The 14,563-nt window shown below is 67.0% G+C and carries 12 protein-coding genes; 4 read left to right on the top strand and 8 right to left on the bottom strand.

What is annotated here, in order from left to right:
- Nucleotides 1-84: 84 nt before the first annotated feature.
- The 5 genes from HNP98_RS05115 to HNP98_RS05095 form a co-directional block, all read right to left on the bottom strand.
- The gene (locus tag HNP98_RS05115) at nucleotides 85-606 is read right to left on the bottom strand and encodes a PPC domain-containing DNA-binding protein (RefSeq protein ID WP_317171045.1); all 522 of its coding nucleotides are present in this window, start codon (nucleotides 604-606) and stop codon (nucleotides 85-87) included.
- A gap of 58 nt (nucleotides 607-664) precedes the next feature.
- On the bottom strand, nucleotides 665-1,648 hold the full coding sequence (locus tag HNP98_RS05110) for a Gfo/Idh/MocA family protein (protein ID WP_173808953.1): 984 nt from the start codon (nucleotides 1,646-1,648) through the stop codon (nucleotides 665-667).
- Between the two features lie 241 nt (nucleotides 1,649-1,889).
- Nucleotides 1,890-3,110, bottom strand: a complete 1,221-nt coding sequence (locus HNP98_RS05105) for a hypothetical protein (protein ID WP_173808952.1) — start codon at nucleotides 3,108-3,110, stop codon at nucleotides 1,890-1,892.
- On the bottom strand, nucleotides 3,110-3,865 hold the full coding sequence (locus HNP98_RS05100; protein WP_173808951.1) for a hypothetical protein: 756 nt from the start codon (nucleotides 3,863-3,865) through the stop codon (nucleotides 3,110-3,112). Before HNP98_RS05100 ends, HNP98_RS05105 begins: the two co-directional genes overlap by 1 nt.
- Before the next feature lie 103 nt (nucleotides 3,866-3,968).
- Nucleotides 3,969-4,550, bottom strand: a complete 582-nt coding sequence (locus tag HNP98_RS05095; RefSeq protein WP_173808950.1) for an RNA polymerase sigma factor — start codon at nucleotides 4,548-4,550, stop codon at nucleotides 3,969-3,971.
- Nucleotides 4,551-4,731: 181 nt separating this feature from the next.
- On the opposite strand from HNP98_RS05095, the gene HNP98_RS05090 reads away from it, so the two are divergent.
- From HNP98_RS05090 to HNP98_RS05080, 3 genes are all read left to right on the top strand, one after another.
- Entirely contained in the window at nucleotides 4,732-6,003 is a 1,272-nt protein-coding gene (locus HNP98_RS05090) for a TSUP family transporter (RefSeq protein ID WP_173808949.1), read from the top strand.
- A 78-nt stretch (nucleotides 6,004-6,081) separates the two neighbouring features.
- Nucleotides 6,082-6,270: a hypothetical protein gene (locus tag HNP98_RS05085; protein WP_173808948.1), complete on the top strand. Its 189-nt coding sequence runs from the start codon at nucleotides 6,082-6,084 to the stop codon at nucleotides 6,268-6,270.
- Nucleotides 6,260-6,550, top strand: a complete 291-nt coding sequence (locus HNP98_RS05080; RefSeq protein ID WP_173808947.1) for a type II toxin-antitoxin system RelE/ParE family toxin — start codon at nucleotides 6,260-6,262, stop codon at nucleotides 6,548-6,550. The genes HNP98_RS05085 and HNP98_RS05080 overlap by 11 nt, the downstream gene beginning before the upstream one ends.
- A 59-nt stretch (nucleotides 6,551-6,609) precedes the next feature.
- On the opposite strand, the gene amaB is transcribed toward HNP98_RS05080, so the two are convergent.
- Nucleotides 6,610-8,220 carry an L-piperidine-6-carboxylate dehydrogenase gene (gene amaB / locus HNP98_RS05075; RefSeq protein ID WP_173808946.1) on the bottom strand — a complete coding sequence of 537 codons (1,611 nt, stop codon included), beginning with the start codon at nucleotides 8,218-8,220 and terminating at the stop codon, nucleotides 6,610-6,612.
- Between the two features lie 200 nt (nucleotides 8,221-8,420).
- Between amaB and HNP98_RS05070 the strand changes: the two genes are divergently transcribed.
- Complete coding sequence (locus HNP98_RS05070) at nucleotides 8,421-11,444, top strand: M16 family metallopeptidase (protein WP_317171044.1); 3,024 nt, start codon at nucleotides 8,421-8,423, stop codon at nucleotides 11,442-11,444.
- A gap of 76 nt (nucleotides 11,445-11,520) precedes the next feature.
- Here the strand turns inward: HNP98_RS05070 and HNP98_RS05065 are convergent, their stop codons facing one another.
- Together HNP98_RS05065 and HNP98_RS05060 are read right to left on the bottom strand one after the other, a co-directional pair.
- Nucleotides 11,521-12,597, bottom strand: coding sequence for an AAA family ATPase (locus tag HNP98_RS05065; RefSeq protein ID WP_317171043.1), 1,077 nt, complete (start codon nucleotides 12,595-12,597; stop codon nucleotides 11,521-11,523).
- Nucleotides 12,598-12,973: 376 nt separating this feature from the next.
- Nucleotides 12,974-14,482 carry a S1C family serine protease gene (locus HNP98_RS05060; protein ID WP_246274969.1) on the bottom strand — a complete coding sequence of 503 codons (1,509 nt, stop codon included), beginning with the start codon at nucleotides 14,480-14,482 and terminating at the stop codon, nucleotides 12,974-12,976.
- Nucleotides 14,483-14,563 lie beyond the last annotated feature (81 nt).

The following is a 14,563-nucleotide window of genomic DNA, read 5'->3' as shown; positions in this document are numbered from 1 at the left end:
CGGGCCGGCGGGCACTGCCACAATAATAAGCACTGGTAGCGCATCTGCGCCCCGATTTGCTCATTAATTATCCATCCGCCAGTATTATTTTTTTGCATGGCCCAGCGCGGGGCTCACTACCAATTCATGGTAGCCGAAGGTGGGGTCGGTTTCGCGCCGGAACTCCAGCGCCGGCAGTTCGGCCAGCACGATTTCGGCGGTGGTGTAGACGCGGCAGCCGTCGAGCAGGTGGCCGCCCAGGGTGCGGCCCGTGCTGTCGGCCACCGACAAATGCAGGTGTGAGCCGTTGGTGGAAAGCGTGCCCACGAGCGACACAATCTCGAAGTGGCCGCGGTACTCGGTGGGGCCCTCCTGGTTGGCCAGCCGCAGCGTGGCCACCGTGAGGCTGCCCACGCACGTGAGCAGGGCCCCCGCCCGCAGGTGCTGGGCTTGCACAAAGGCCAGGAGGCCCTGGCGCAGGTCGTCGCCGGGGCGCAGGCGCAGGGCGTATGTTTTCAGCGAAGAAGACGGGGCGGCGGACACGGCGGCGGCGGAAGGGCGCGGCCCGGACTGCGCCAGGGCGGGGCCGGCCAGCAGCCCGAGCAGCGGAAGGAGGAAGCGGGACACCCGGTAAAGTAACGGCATTCCGGGGGCTTTGCCGGCCAACACCAGGGGCCCCGGCGGCTCACTCGCCCGGGTAGCGCAGCCCGATTTCGCGCCGCACCGCGTCCAGCCGCTCCATCAGCTCCAGGCTGAAGGCCAGCGGCAGCAGCGGGCTCTCGCGCAGGCCCTGGGCCAGGCACTGCTGCACGTGCGCCGCCTCGTAGTGGTAGCCGCCGCCCGCCGTGGGCGCGGGGTATTCCCGCGCTTCTTCCTCGCCCAGCAGCTGCACCCGTACGCCGGTGGGCGCGTGGAAGCGCCCCAGGAGCTGCAGCTGGCCCTTGGTGCCGTACAGCACGCAGCGGTTGTCGGTGGGGGCGGCGATGGTGGAAAACAGCGTAGCCGTGGCCCCGCTGGCGTAGGCCAGCGCCATCGCGCAGTTCGCGTCTACGCCGGTGCCGGTGGGCGTGGCTACGGCCCGCACAGCCGCCGGCCTCCCCAGGAACAGCTGGCTGATGAAGAGCGGATACACGCCAACATCCAGCAGGGAGCCGCCGGCCAGCGCGGGGCTGAACAGCCGCCCTTCGGGCTCAAAAGTGGCCGCGAAGCCAAAGTCGGCCACCAGGTGCTTCACCTCGCCGATGGTGCCCGCCTGCACCAGCTCCAGGGCCTGGGCGATGGCCGGGAAGAAGCGCGTCCAAAACGCTTCCATCAGGAAAACGCCCTGCTCTTGGGCCACGCGCACCATTTCCTGCGCCTGGCTAGTGTTCTGGGCAAACGCTTTTTCGCACAGCACGGGCAGGCCGCCGCGCAGGCACAGCAAGGTGTGGGCGTGATGCTCGGAGTGCGGCGTGGCGATGTACACGGCGTCGATGCCGGGCACCGCCAGCAATTCTGCGTAGCTGCCCACGGCGTGGGGAGCCCCGAACTCGGCGGCGAAGGCCTCGGCCGTGGCCCGGCGGCGCGAGGCCACGGCGTGCAGCCGGGCCCCGGGCACGTGCGCCAGGTCGGCGGCAAATTTGCGGGCGATGTGGCCCGGGCCCAGGATGGCCCAGTTGAAGGTGCGCATGAGAAACAAGCCGGGTGAGTGGGCGGCCGAAGGTAGGGCGGGGCCCGCTTTGCGGCGGCCGTGCTCCGGGCCTGCGGGGCCCCAGCGACTACTTGGACTATAGGGAACCGTCGTGCTGAGCGCAGCCGAAGCGTCTCTACTGCATAACCAATCAAACCGATTACTGCTGCGGGAGAGATGCTTCGGCTGCGCTCAGCACGACGTTCTTTTAGTTTGAAAACCGCTTCTGCATCCCCTTCGCCTACCGGCTGAAGCGCACCGTGCCGTAGCGCACCTTGATGCTGACGTTGCCCGCGCCCCGCGCCGGCTGGGCCCGCCCGAACACGCCCGACACGTCGCTCGACTGCGCTTGATGGGCTTCCGAAAGCACCCGCACCAGGGCGGGGTCCACCAGCAGCTGGCCCTGCTCGGTGCGCACGTCGAAGCGGAAGGCCGGGGTGGCGGCGAAGCCCAGGCGGATGGTGCTGTAGCCGCCGTCGAGGGTAATCTGGCGAAAGTTGGGGCCCGTGCCGCGCACCTCGAAATCGGGGCAGTAGCGCAGGGCCATGTCCAGCTCCTCCCCTATCTTCTCCACGCTCACCCGCGAAAAGCCCGACGAGCCCCGCAGCGAGCGCACCGTGCCCAGGGCCACGTCGCCGTACTTGCTGTGCACCACCAGGTTTTCCACGGTGCCCACCTCCACGTCGGCGTAGTTGGTGCGCAGGTCCACGGTCTGGCCGGCGTCGAGGCGCAGGTGCGCGTAGCTGGCGTCGATGCTGGCGCGGCCCGCGAACGGAATGGTGCAGTTGCCGTTGGCCACGCGCACCGCGTTGCGGCCCCTCCCGAGGCGGGCCGTGCGCAGGTCGCCGTAGTCCACGGCCAGGTCGGTGGGGCCCGTCAGGTCGTCGGCCACCGTCACGGTGCCGAAGCCGTTGGCCACCCGCAGGGCCGTGGCGGCGGGCAGCCACACCGTGTAATTGATTTCGTAGCGCCGGCCGCTGCACCCGCTGCGGCCGCGCAGCATCGGCCCGAACTGCGAGGCCACCAGCACGCCGCCGGTGCGGGCGTCGTAGTCGAGCCACTGCACGCCCAGCGCGTCCAGCACCTGGCGGGCCCCGGCGTCGGTTTCGGAGCGGGCCACCAGCTCGGCTTCCACCTTAATTTCAGCCTTGCCCCAGGTGTTGATTTGCACCCGGCCGTAGCGGGCCTCCAGCGCAAAGGGGCGGCCGCCGGCCGGCACCCGATAGCGCCGGCTCAGGTGGCGGCGCAGCTCCACGGGGGGCGTAGCGGCGGCATCGGCCGGCCCGGCCAGCTGCTCGGGGCCCGCCGGGGCCGCCGGGCCCTGCTGGCCCGCGCCGGTCTGGCCGGCCGGGGCCCCCGGCCCGCGCCGGGCCTGGGCGGGCCCGCCGGGGCCCAGCAGCCCCGCGGCCAGCAGGGCCAGCGCCGCCCAGCCCGCGCCCCGTCGAGTGGTGCGGGGCCCCACTACGGCAGGCGGTGGTAGCGGCTGTCGGCCAGCACGAGGCCCCCGGCGGAGCCGGCCGGCCGGCCCTGGGCCATGGTGCGCGACTGCAACTGGCGGTCGAGCAGGTCGAGGCGGATTTGCAGGTTGCGGTTCATGGCGCTCAGCACCACGTCGGGCTGCGGGTGGCGGGGCAGCTCGGCTTTCAGCGACTGGTAGCTCGAGTCGAGGCCGGCCAGCTCGTGCCGCCACTCGGCCGTGGGGCTGCCAGCGGCCGAATCGGCCAGCTGGCGCAGCTCGGTTTTGCGCTCGCTGAGCTGGGCCACGTAGTAGGTTTCCATGCCGCGCACGGCCGTGGCCAGGCGGCTCTCGGTAAGGTCGTTGCGGTCGGCAGCAGCCAGCGGTTGCGGGTCGCCGCCCAGGTACAGGGCCGCGTCGGAGCCAGCGGCGGGCACGCGCAGCACCGGCTCGGCGGCGATGCCCGGCTCGGCCCCGGCCGGCGCGTGCCCCGACTTCCAGGCCTCGCTGGCCCCGGCGGCCGTTACCAGCAGCGCCAGCGCGGCGGCCACGCCGTAGCGGTGCAGCCACGGGGCCCGGGCGGCGGCGGGCAGCGCCGGGGCGGGCGGGGCCGCTGGCGCGGCTTCGGGGCCGGCGGCGCGGGGCGCGGCCAACTCCTGCGCCAGGGCAGCCCACAGCTCGGGGCGCGGCTCGTGGGCGTCGAAATCGGCGCGGTGCCGCTCAACAAAGTGTTCTAACGAATCGGGCTTAGCGGATTGCATGGTAGTGGTAAGGACAGGCGGGCGGCGGTGGGTGGGAAGGGCTGCCGGCGCGGCATAAAGAGGAAAAGCAAAAAAGGGCGGGGGCCCGGCAATAGTAGTACCATCAGCGCAGCCCCTGCCGGGCCGCCAGCTCGCGCAGCTTGGTGCGGGCCCGGCTGTACTGCGACTTGGACGTGGATTCGGAGATGCCCAGGATGCCGGCTACTTCCAGGTGGTCGTAGCCTTCGAGCAGGTAGAGCGTGAGCACCACGCGGTAGCCGTCGGGCAGCTCCTGGATGCAGCGGCGCAACACGTCGGCGCGGTAATGGGTTTCCGCGTCGTCGTCGGGCCCGGCGGCGGCCCCGCTGTCGGCGGGCGCGTCGTGGTGCTGCTCGCCCAGCGGCACCAGCGCCAGCCGCCGCTGCCGCAGGCAATTGATGCTTTTGTTGACCACGATGCGCTTCAGCCAGGCCCCGAACGCCGAGTCGCCTTTGTAAGTGCCCAGCTCGCGAAAGGCGCTCAGGAACGACTCCTGGAGCACGTCTTCCGCCTCGGCGTAGTCGCCGGTGATGCGCAGGGCCGCGTTGAACATGGCCTTGGCGTAGCGCCGGTACAGCTCGGCCTGGGCCTGGGGGTCGTGCAGGCGGCAGCGCTCCACCAGCGGCGCGTTGATGTCGACGTAAGCAGAATAAGCAAGGGCTTCCATGCAGGCAATGTAGGAAAGGAACGCGTCAGCAACCCAAAGACCGGGCGTTGGGTTCGTGGGTTGCATGGGGCAGGCCGGTTAAGGGGTACCAGGCCGCCGCACGAGGCCCGGCAGGCCGGAGCCGGGGCCCCGGCCCGCCGGGGCGCTGCTTTCGCGATTAAGTCTTATTTTACACCTGAATATGGCTACCGACCTCCTTTTGCCTGTGCCCCCAGCGGCGGCGGCTCCCCGGCCCGCGCCGCCGGGCCCCGCGCTGCCCATATTCCTGGACTTGGCGCAGCGGCGGGTGCTGCTGGTGGGCGGCGGCCCCGAGGCCCTGGCCCAGCTCGCGGCCGTGCTGCACGAGCACCCGCACGCGGCCGTGACCGTGGTGGCCCCGCAGCTGCTGCCGGCCCTCTACGCGCTGGCGGCGCAGCACGAGCAGGTTATTCTGCGCCGCCGCGCCTTCACCCCCGACGACCTAGCCGGCCACGACCTCGTGCTGGTGGCCACCGACGACGCGGCCCTGCACGGCCGCGTGCAAGCCGGCGCGGTGGCCCGCCGCCTGCACGCCGTGGCCGCCTTCGGGCCCGCCGACGAGGCGTCGGCCGTGGCCTACTGGCAGCACGTGGCCACGGCCACGCTGGGGGCCTTCGCGCTGTTTTTGATGCTCACCATCCTGTCGTACTACTTCACCTGGCCGCAGGTGTGGGGCGTCGTCCGCTCGTCGGGCACGTTTTACACGTTCGTGGCGGTGGGCTTCGGGGCGCAGCTCATCGACGGGATGCTGGGCATGGGCTACGGCGTGGTGTCGGCCATCAGCCTCATGTCGCTGGGCCTGAGCCCGGTGGCGGTCAGCGCCAGCATCCACACGGCCGAGATGTTTGCCAGCGGGGCCTCGGGCTACCACCATTACCGGTTCGGCAACGTCAACAAGCGCCTGTTCAAGGTGTTGCTGCTGCCGGGCGTCGCCGGCTCCGTGGGCGGAGCCCTGCTGCTGGCCCACTTCGGCGAAAAATACGCTAATTACATCAAGCCCCTGCTGGCCGTGTACCTGCTCATTTTGGGCATCCGCATCCTGGTGAAGGCCGTGCGCAAGCAGCGCGAGCGGCGGCGCAAGGTGAAGAACGCCGGCTGGCTGGCCGGCGCCGGCGGCTTCCTCGACTCGTTCGGCGGGGGCGGCTGGGGGCCCCTGGTCACGAGCACGCTCATCGCCAACGGCCGCACGCCCAACTACGTCATCGGTACCGTCAGCCTGGTCGAGTTCTTCGTGACGCTCGCCAGCGCCCTCACGTTTTTCTCGCTCCTGGGCCTCTCGCACTGGCAAATCGTGGCGGGCCTCATCGTGGGCGGCGTGGCGGCCGCGCCCATCGCCGCCCGCCTGGCCGGCCGCATCCCCACCCGCTGGATGTTTCTGGGCGTGGGCCTGATGGTGGTGCTGTGGAGCCTGTGGGCATTGCGCAAGCTGCTGTAACTAGACTTATTCAGTCTATAGGATTCATTATTATTCCGTTCCGGCGTAAATTGCCATCCTAATCCTATTGCCTACGCCATGACTAAAGAACAGGTAATAACTTCTTTGCAAAACCTGCCTGATGATTTTCAATTAGAGGATTTATTTGAGCGGCTACTGTTTGTGCAGCACTTAGAAGAACGTATTGCGCTGTCCGAGCAGCCCGGTACTGGCGTTTCTTTTGAAGAAGCGCAACGCCTAATGAATGCGGCCTCTCATGCGGCCTGAGTTTCTCACGGTTTGCCTCGAAGACATTTTAGCAATCAAAGAACACCTGGCTGAACACTCGGCCAGCGCAGCTGCCCGCTTCATAGAATCGATTTTCACCAAGGTGACCCAGCTGGAAGCATTTCCCCAGCTTGGCCGGATGGTGCCCGAGTACCAGCAGCCGGCCATTAGAGAGTTGCTGTACCGTCAGTACCGCATCGTCTACCGCTTGTTCGACGATGGCCGAATTTCAGTAATTGCCGTGCGCAGCGGCTTATTACCGCTCGATTTGGACCTATAACGAAGCGGCCTGCTCCAGCATTTGAGCAGGCCGCTTTATTCAAAAGTCTACCCGGGGCCCTAAATATCGAACTTGATGCCCTGGGCCAGGGGCAGTTCGGTGGAGTAATTGATGGTGTTGGTTTGGCGGCGCATGTACACTTTCCAGGCGTCGGAGCCGGACTCGCGGCCGCCGCCGGTTTCCTTTTCGCCGCCGAACGCGCCGCCGATTTCGGCCCCGCTCGTGCCGATGTTCACGTTGGCAATGCCGCAGTCGGAGCCGCTGGCGGCCAGGAAGGCCTCGGCCTCGCGCATGTTCAGGGTGAAGATGCTGCTGCTCAGGCCCTGGCGCACGTCGTTTTGCAGGTCGATGGCGTTTTGCACGTCGCCGCGGTACCGGATGAGGTAGAGGATGGGCGCGAAGGTTTCTTCCTGCACCGTGGCGTAGTGGTTTTCCACTTCCACCAGCGCGGGGCGCACGTAGTGGCCGCCGGCGTAGGCGGGGCCCGTCAGCACCTCGCCGCCGGTCAGCAGCGTGCCGCCTTCGGCCTGCACTTTTGCCAGGGCCCCGGTGAAGGCGGCCACGGCGGCCCCGTCAATCAGGGGCCCCACGAGGGTGCCTGCTTGCAGCGGGTGGCCGATGGGCAGCTTGGGGTAGATGGCCAGCAGGCGCTGCTTCACGTCCGCAAAAATGCCGTCCTCGATGATGACGCGGCGGGTGCTGGTGCAGCGCTGCCCGGCCGTGCCCACCGCCCCAAACACGATGGCGCGGATGGCAATGTTGAGGTCGGCGTTTTTGGTGACGATGATGGCGTTGTTGCCGCCCAGCTCCAGCAGGGCGCGGCCCAGGCGGGCCCCCACCACTTCGCCCACTTTGCGGCCCATGCGGGTGCTGCCCGTGGCCGAAACCAGCGGCACGCGCCGGTCGGCGGCCATGGCCGCGCCGATGGCGGCGTCGCCGATGATCAGGTTGAACACACCCTCGGGGATGTCGTTGTCGGCCAGCACTTCCTTAATAATGTGCTGCACGGCCACAGCGGTGAGCGGCGTTTTCTCGGAGGGTTTCCAGATGCTCACGTCGCCGCAGACGGCGGCCAGCATGGCGTTCCAGGCCCACACGGCCACCGGGAAGTTGAAGGCCGAGATGATGCCCACAACGCCCAGCGGCTGGTACTGGTCGTACATGCGGTGCGCGGGCCGCTCCGAGTGCATGGTGAAGCCGTGCAGCTGCCGGCTCAGGCCCACGGCAAAGTCGCAGATGTCAATCATTTCCTGCACTTCGCCCAGGCCCTCTTGCAGGATTTTGCCCATCTCGGCGCTCACCAGCTTGCCCAGCGGCTCCTTGCATTCGCGCAGCTTGTTGCCAATCTGGCGCACAATGTCGCCGCGCTTGGGCGCCGGCACCAGGCGCCAGGTTTTGAAGGCTTCTTGGGCGGCCTGCACCACGGTTTCGTAGTCGGCGGCCGTGGCGAAGGCCACGCTGGCGATGCGCTGGCCGTCGGCGGGCGCGTTGATGACGCGGCGGTCGGCGTTGGGGGCCCCACCCCAAGTGCGGCCAGTGCAGTAGGCAGCGTTATCGGCTTCCACGCCGAGCTGGCGCAGTACGTCTTGCAGGCCGTGGGGGTCGGCGTGGAGGTGGCCGCCGGGCACGGCGAGGTCGGCGGCGGTTTCTTGTTCGAGGGCTTGCTTCATCTTCTTAATAGAACGGGGATGGGAAGGCAACGGAAGGGGCCCCACGCGGCGGCGGGGCCCAGGCAAAAGTAGGGCCCCGGGCGGCCCGCCGCCCCGGGGCCCCCAAGCCGCTGGTTTTGTGCAGCGCCGGGTGAAGAATCGGTGTCATTTGCGCCTAACTTGCCGGCGATATTCACAGTTTTCCATTCTTTCTTCCGATGATGCAAAAAAGACTCTGGCTGATGGGCTTGGGCACGGCGCTGGCCCTGCAACCGGCCGCCGCCCAAACCAAAAAAGCGCCCACGCCCAAGCCCAAAACCGTGGTGGCCGCCAAGCCCGCCGCCACCGGCGCCAAGCTGGTGGAAACCGTGGTGCGCAAGCCCGGGGCCCTCACCATCCCCTACAGCAAGTACGTGCTACCCAACGGCTTGACCGTGGTGGTGACCGAGGACCACTCCGACCCGCTGGTGCACGTGGACGTGACCTACCACGTGGGCTCGGCCCGCGAGCAAATCGGCAAGTCGGGCTTTGCCCACTTCTTCGAGCACATGATGTTCCAGGGCTCCGACCACGTGGGTGACCAGCAGCACTTCAAGCTAGTGACGGCCGCCGGCGGCACCCTGAACGGCAGCACCACCCAGGACCGCACCAACTACTTCGAAACGCTGCCCAATAACCAGCTCGAAACCGGAATGTGGCTGGAGGCCGACCGCATGGGCTTCCTGTTGGACGCCGTGAGCCAGAAGAAGTTCGAGATTCAGCGCGCTACCGTGAAAAACGAGCGGGGCCAGCGCGTGGACAACGCGCCCTACGGCCAGGCGGGCGAGTACATCGGCCGGACGCTCTTCCCCTACGGCCACCCCTACTCGTGGTCGGTCATCGGGTCGCTAAGCGATTTGGACGCCTCGAACGTCAACGACCTCAAGAACTTCTTCCTGCGCTGGTACGGCCCCAACAACGCGACGCTGACCGTGGGCGGTGACGTGAAAACGGCCGACGTGGTGAAGTACGCCGAGAAATACTTCGGGCCCATCAAGCGGGGCCCCGCGGTGCAAAACCAGCACCTGCCCGAGCCCGTGCTGACCGCTGACCGCTACGTCAGCTACGAGGACAACGTGCGCTTCCCGCTGCTGGACATGGTGTTTCCGAGCGTGCCCCAGAACACGCCCGACGAAGTAGCGTTCGAAGCGCTGGCCGAAATCATCGGCCAGGGCAACAATTCGCTGCTCTACAAAAACCTGGTCAAAACCCAGAAGGCCGTACAGGCCGGGGCCTACAGCAACACCTCCGAGCTGGCCGGCGAGTTTACCCTGCAGGCCCGCGCCTTCCCCGGCAAAGGCCTTGACAGCACCGAAGTACGCCTACGCCAGAGCCTGGCCGAGTTTGAGAAAACCGGCGTGAGCGATGCCGCCTTGCAGCGCTTCAAGGCCAGCCGCGAGGCCCAGGTGGTGAACGGCCTGGCCAGCGTACAGGGCAAAGTGAGCCTGCTGGCTGCTTACCAAACCTACACCGGCAACCCCAACTACCTGGCCGTGGAATTGCAGCGCCTGCGGGCCCTCACCAAGGCCGATGTGCAGCGCGTGTACGACAAGTACCTCAAGGGCAAGCACGCCGTCATCCTGAGCGTGGTGCCCAAGGGCAAGCCCGAGCTGGTGGCCCACAAGGACAACTTCACCGTGGATAAAGCGGGCTACCAGGCCCCCAAGGACCAGTACGCGGGCTTGACCTACGTGAAGGCCCAGGACACGTTTGACCGCAATGTGCAGCCCAAGAGCAGCGGCAACCCTGTGGTGAAGGTGCCGGCGCTGTACGAAGCCACGTTTGACAACGGCCTGAAAGTGGTGGGCACCCGCAACACCGAAATCCCAGCCGTGACGATGCTGCTCACCATCCGCGGCGGCCACCGCCTCGAGCAGGCCGACCCCGCCAAGGCCGGCATTGCCGTCCTCACGGCGGCCATGCTGAACGAGGGCACCGCCAAGTACACCGGCGAGCAGCTAAGCGCCGCCCTCGACCAGCTCGGCAGCGCCGTGCGCGTGAACGCCGGCAACGACAACACGACCGTGTACGTGCAGTCGCTGACGAAAAACATTCCCGCCACCCTGGCCATCGTGCAGGAGGTGCTGCTGCACCCGCGCTTCGACGCCGCCGACTTTGCCCGCCTTAAAAAGCAAACCCTGGAGGGCATCGCCAACCAGGTAACGCTGCCGGTGGCCATCGCCAACAACACCTACGGCCGCCTGCTCTACGGCCCGGCCAGCATCATGAGCGTGCCCGCCATCGGCACCACCGCCTCGGTGGGGGCCCTCACGCTCGACGACGTAAAAGCCTTCTACGCCGCCAACTACGCGCCCAACGTGGCGTCGCTGGTGGTGGTGGGCGACGTGGCCGAGGCCGACGTGCTGCCCCAGCTGGGCTTCCTGAAAACCTGGGCCAAGAAGGACGTGGTGATTCCGCCCACGGTGGCCGCCATTCCGCAGCCGGATAAGACGCGCGTGTACTTCGTGAACAAAGACGGCGCGGCGCAGTCGGAAATCCGGGTGGGCTACCTCACCTCGCTGCCCTACGACGCCACCGGCGACTACTACAAAGCCTACCTGACCAACTACGTGCTTGGCGGCGCCTTCAACTCGCGCATCAACCTGAACCTGCGCGAAAACAAGGGCTACACCTACGGGGCCCAGTCGTATTTTCAAAGCACGCGCAACCCGGGGCCCTTCACAGCCCAGGCCGGCGTACGCGCCGACGCCACCGCCGCCTCGGTGAAGGAATTCATGAGCGAAATCTCGGGCTACCGCACCGGCATCACCGACGAGGAGCTAGCGTTCCTGCAATCCTCAGTGGGCCAGAGCGATGCCCTGAAGTACGAAACCGGCGGCCAGAAAGCGGCCTTCCTCGCCCGCCTGGTCGAGTACGACCTCAAGCCCGACTACGTGACCCAGCAGGCCGCCATCCTGAAAAACCTCACCCGCGCCGACGTGCAAGCCGCCGCCCAGAAGGACCTGCCCGAGAGCATGTACGTCGTGGTGGTAGGCGACAAAAAGCAGCTGCCCGCCGTGCAGGCCCTGGGCTACGAAGTGGTGGAGCTGGACACCGACGGCAAGCCCGTGCCCGCCGCGGCCCCCGCCCCGGCCGCCGCCGTCGCCCCGGCCACCCCCGCGCCCAACGAAAAGATAAAGCGCAAATCGAAGGACGCCGACGGCAAAAAAACCAAGGAGAAAGACAAGGGCAGCGACGCCAAGTAAGCCCTGGTTTGATTCATCATGAAAAAGCCCCGCCGGAGCATCCGGCGGGGCTTTTTGCGGCGGGTGCGGCCGTTCCCTACCGCCGCGCCCCGTCGGGTGCGCCGTGGCTGAGGTTGCGGAACGCGTTGGCGCTGTCGCCCTGCACGTTGCGCAGCTCCTCGTCGGAGAGCTGGCGCACCTTGGTTTGGTAGTCCTGGTAGTAGGCCACGAACACGGCCAGCTCCAGGGCCCGGTTTTCGAAGGGCACCATGTTCTCGATGATTTGCGTGAACAGGTAAGGGCTGTGGGTGGTGAGGAAAAACTGGTTGTTTTCGTTGGCCACCACGCGCCGGGCCAGCTCGGCCACGTACTGCGGGTAGGAATGGGCCTCGGGCTCTTCGAGCAGGATGATGGCCTTGCGGTTCGATTCGAGCAGGGCCAGCAGGAAGCCCTGGCGGCGCAGCGCGTCGCCGGTGCTGGTGTAGGGGTACACGGTGCTCAGGCCGTCGAGGTCCTTGGAAATTTCCAGGCGGCCGGCGTCCACGCGCACGCGCAGCGTGAGGCCGTGGGCGGCGAACAGGCCCGCGAACTCGCGGCGCAGCTCGGCGTTGGTTTCCAGCACGCGCACCAGGTTGTCGCCGTAGGGCGGGTAGAGGGCCGCGCCGGGCCGGGGCACGGCCAGCTTGTTTTTGTTGCGGAAGCGGTAGGCCTTCACGGCCTGCGGCAGCCAGGGCGTGCCCGACGACAGGTAGCGGGCCTCGGCGGGGGCCACCAGGCCGGGGTAGCCGCGCTTGTCCAGCTCGGTGTAGTAGTAGCCGGGCTGCGGCACGTGCGCCCCGCCCAGCAAAAACGCGGGCAGGCGCTCGAGCAGCAGGCCGTCGTCGCCGGCCCGCGAGAGGTGGCCGCCGGCCAGCGGCGTGCCCATCTGGGTGCGCAGCTCGCGGTAGGCCTCGTGGCTGAAGCTGGCGTAGCGGTAGCCGGGGCCCTGGCTGCTTTTGCCCAGCAGGCACAGGTCGCGGTCGGTTTCCACCTTCACGGTGTTGGCCGTCAGGTTATCGTGGAACAGCTGGCGCGGCTTGTCGTAGCGCACGAAGCTGCCCAGGAACTTCTGCTTCTGCTCGTAGGGCACACTGCCGAGCAGGCTCATGGCTTCGAGCAGCGTCGATTTGCCCACGTTGGGCTGTCCAATGATAATATTTACCCGCCGCGGGTGCAACAGCGCACTGCGGATAGACTTAAAGTTTTGGATATGCAAGGTATTGATAACGCTTTCCATGCAAGGGCACGAACGGACTAGAATAGGTTGGGGCCCTTACGCGAAAGAACGGGGGTTGGACGGTGGTCCGGGCTAACAAACTTACAACTTGAACAAGCAAATAACTGAATTTTTAAAGTCAACATTTTCCATCACAGCCGCCTAATGCTCAAATACTTGCAGCCAGTAGGATTCTCCCAAGAGGCTCGTTTAAAATCCTAAAATTATCCCCCAAAAATACCCAAAAAAAGCCCCGGCCGCACCGGCCGGGGCTAGTTGTGTTGGCGGCCGGAACCTACTCCTGGCCAATGGGATAGAACGCCTTGCGGCCGTCGGGGTACACGCCTTCCACGAGGGCCCCGGCGTTGTCGCGGGCCTGGTCGAGGTAGGTTTGCACGTCGGCGGGCTTGCGCACAATATTCTTATCGATGCGGGTGATGATGAAGCCGTCGGCCATCCCGGTTTCGCGGAAATTGCTGCCCTTGATGCCGGTCACGGCCGCGCCCCCGGCAATGCCCAGCTTGTTCTGCTGCGGGGCCGGCACGGCGGCAAACGTGGCCCCTTCGTACTTGAGGGCGGCGGCGGCGGCGGCCTCGCGCACCACGGCGGTGGTGCCGGTGGCGTTGCGCAGGGTGGCCAGCACGGTGGTGGGCGTGGCGCCGCGCAGGTAGGTCACCTTAATCTGGTCGCCGGGGCGGAAGCGGGCCACCTGCTCCTGGAGCTGCGACGACGTGTTCACGGCCAGGCCGTTGATTTGGGTGATGATGTCGCCCTCCTTCAGGCCGGCGGCGGCGGCGGCGCTGTTGGGCGTCAGCCCGGCCACGTACAGGCCGTTGAGGCCGGTGAGCTTCTTCTCCGAGGCCAGCGTGGCGTCCACTTCGCGCATTTGCACGCCGAGCAGGGCCCGCTGCACCACTTTGTACTTCAGCAGGTCGTCGACCACCTTGCTCACCAGGGCGCTGGGAATGGCGAACGAGTAGCCCTCGTAGCTGCCCGTGTGCGAGGCAATGGCCGAGTTGATGCCCACCAGGTCGCCGTTCAGGTTCACCAGGGCCCCGCCCGAGTTGCCGGGGTTCACCACGGCGTCGGTCTGGATGAACGACTCGATGCCCATGTTGTCCTCGCGGCGCAGGATGTTGATGTTGCGGCCCTTGGCCGAAATGATGCCGGCCGTCACGGTCGAGTTCAGGTTAAAGGGGTTGCCCACGGCCAGGACCCACTGGCCCACCTTCACGTCGTCGGAGTTGCCGTACTTCACGAAGGGCAGGTTGTCGGCCTTCACCTTCAGCACGGCCAGGTCGGTGTTGGGGTCGGCCCCCACCAGCTCGGCGTCGTACTTGCGCTTGTCGTCCATCACCACCGTAATTTTCGAGGCCTTGTCAATCACGTGGTTGTTGGTCACGATGTAGCCGTTGGCAGCGATGATAACGCCCGAGCCCGAACCCTGGCCGCCGCCCTGCGGCTCCTGGCCCTGGCCCTCGCCCCCGTCGCCGAAAAACTGGCGCAGGAAGGGGTCCATCTGCATGCGGCGGTGCGCGTCTTGCGGCGCGGCGGCGTACTCGGTCATCACGTGCACCACGGCGGGCGTCACGGCGGCGGCGGCGGCCACGAAGTTCAGGCCCTCGGGGGCGGCGTAGCTGCTGCTGCGCATGGCCGAGGTGTAGCGCACGCTGGGGTCGGCGGCCATCGCAGCCTGCGGGGCGTTGGTGGGGGCGGCTTCCAATAGCTTATAACCGCCCACGGCCACGCCCCCGCCCAGAATGGCGGAACCGAGCAGGCCGAGCATCATTTGTTTTGCTTGCATGATTGGTTAAAGAGAAAGTAATTAAAGTATTCGACCGAGGAAGCGGGCCCGCCAAAATCCAAACGGAATGCCAGAATTTTT

The organism is Hymenobacter caeli, from assembly GCF_013294115.1.
GTDB classification, from domain to species: Bacteria; Bacteroidota; Bacteroidia; order Cytophagales; family Hymenobacteraceae; genus Hymenobacter; species Hymenobacter caeli.
Note: the sequence above shows the minus strand (reverse complement) of the source record. Positions and strands in the feature narration are given on the sequence as shown.

Excerpts from the sequence above, each read along its gene's own strand:
- HNP98_RS05085 (WP_173808948.1), top strand. The coding sequence starts at position 6,082 with ATGACTAAAGAACAGGTAATAACTTCTTTGCAAAACCTGCCTGATGAT.
- HNP98_RS05070 (WP_317171044.1), top strand. The coding sequence starts at position 8,421 with ATGCAAAAAAGACTCTGGCTGATGGGCTTGGGCACGGCGCTGGCCCTG.
- HNP98_RS05100 (WP_173808951.1), bottom strand. The coding sequence starts at position 3,865 with ATGCAATCCGCTAAGCCCGATTCGTTAGAACACTTTGTTGAGCGGCAC.
- HNP98_RS05110 (WP_173808953.1), bottom strand. The coding sequence starts at position 1,648 with ATGCGCACCTTCAACTGGGCCATCCTGGGCCCGGGCCACATCGCCCGC.
- amaB (WP_173808946.1), bottom strand. The coding sequence starts at position 8,220 with ATGAAGCAAGCCCTCGAACAAGAAACCGCCGCCGACCTCGCCGTGCCC.
- HNP98_RS05095 (WP_173808950.1), bottom strand. The coding sequence starts at position 4,550 with ATGGAAGCCCTTGCTTATTCTGCTTACGTCGACATCAACGCGCCGCTG.
- HNP98_RS05090 (WP_173808949.1), top strand. The coding sequence starts at position 4,732 with ATGGCTACCGACCTCCTTTTGCCTGTGCCCCCAGCGGCGGCGGCTCCC.
- HNP98_RS05080 (WP_173808947.1), top strand. The coding sequence starts at position 6,260 with ATGCGGCCTGAGTTTCTCACGGTTTGCCTCGAAGACATTTTAGCAATC.
- HNP98_RS05060 (WP_246274969.1), bottom strand. The coding sequence starts at position 14,482 with ATGCAAGCAAAACAAATGATGCTCGGCCTGCTCGGTTCCGCCATTCTG.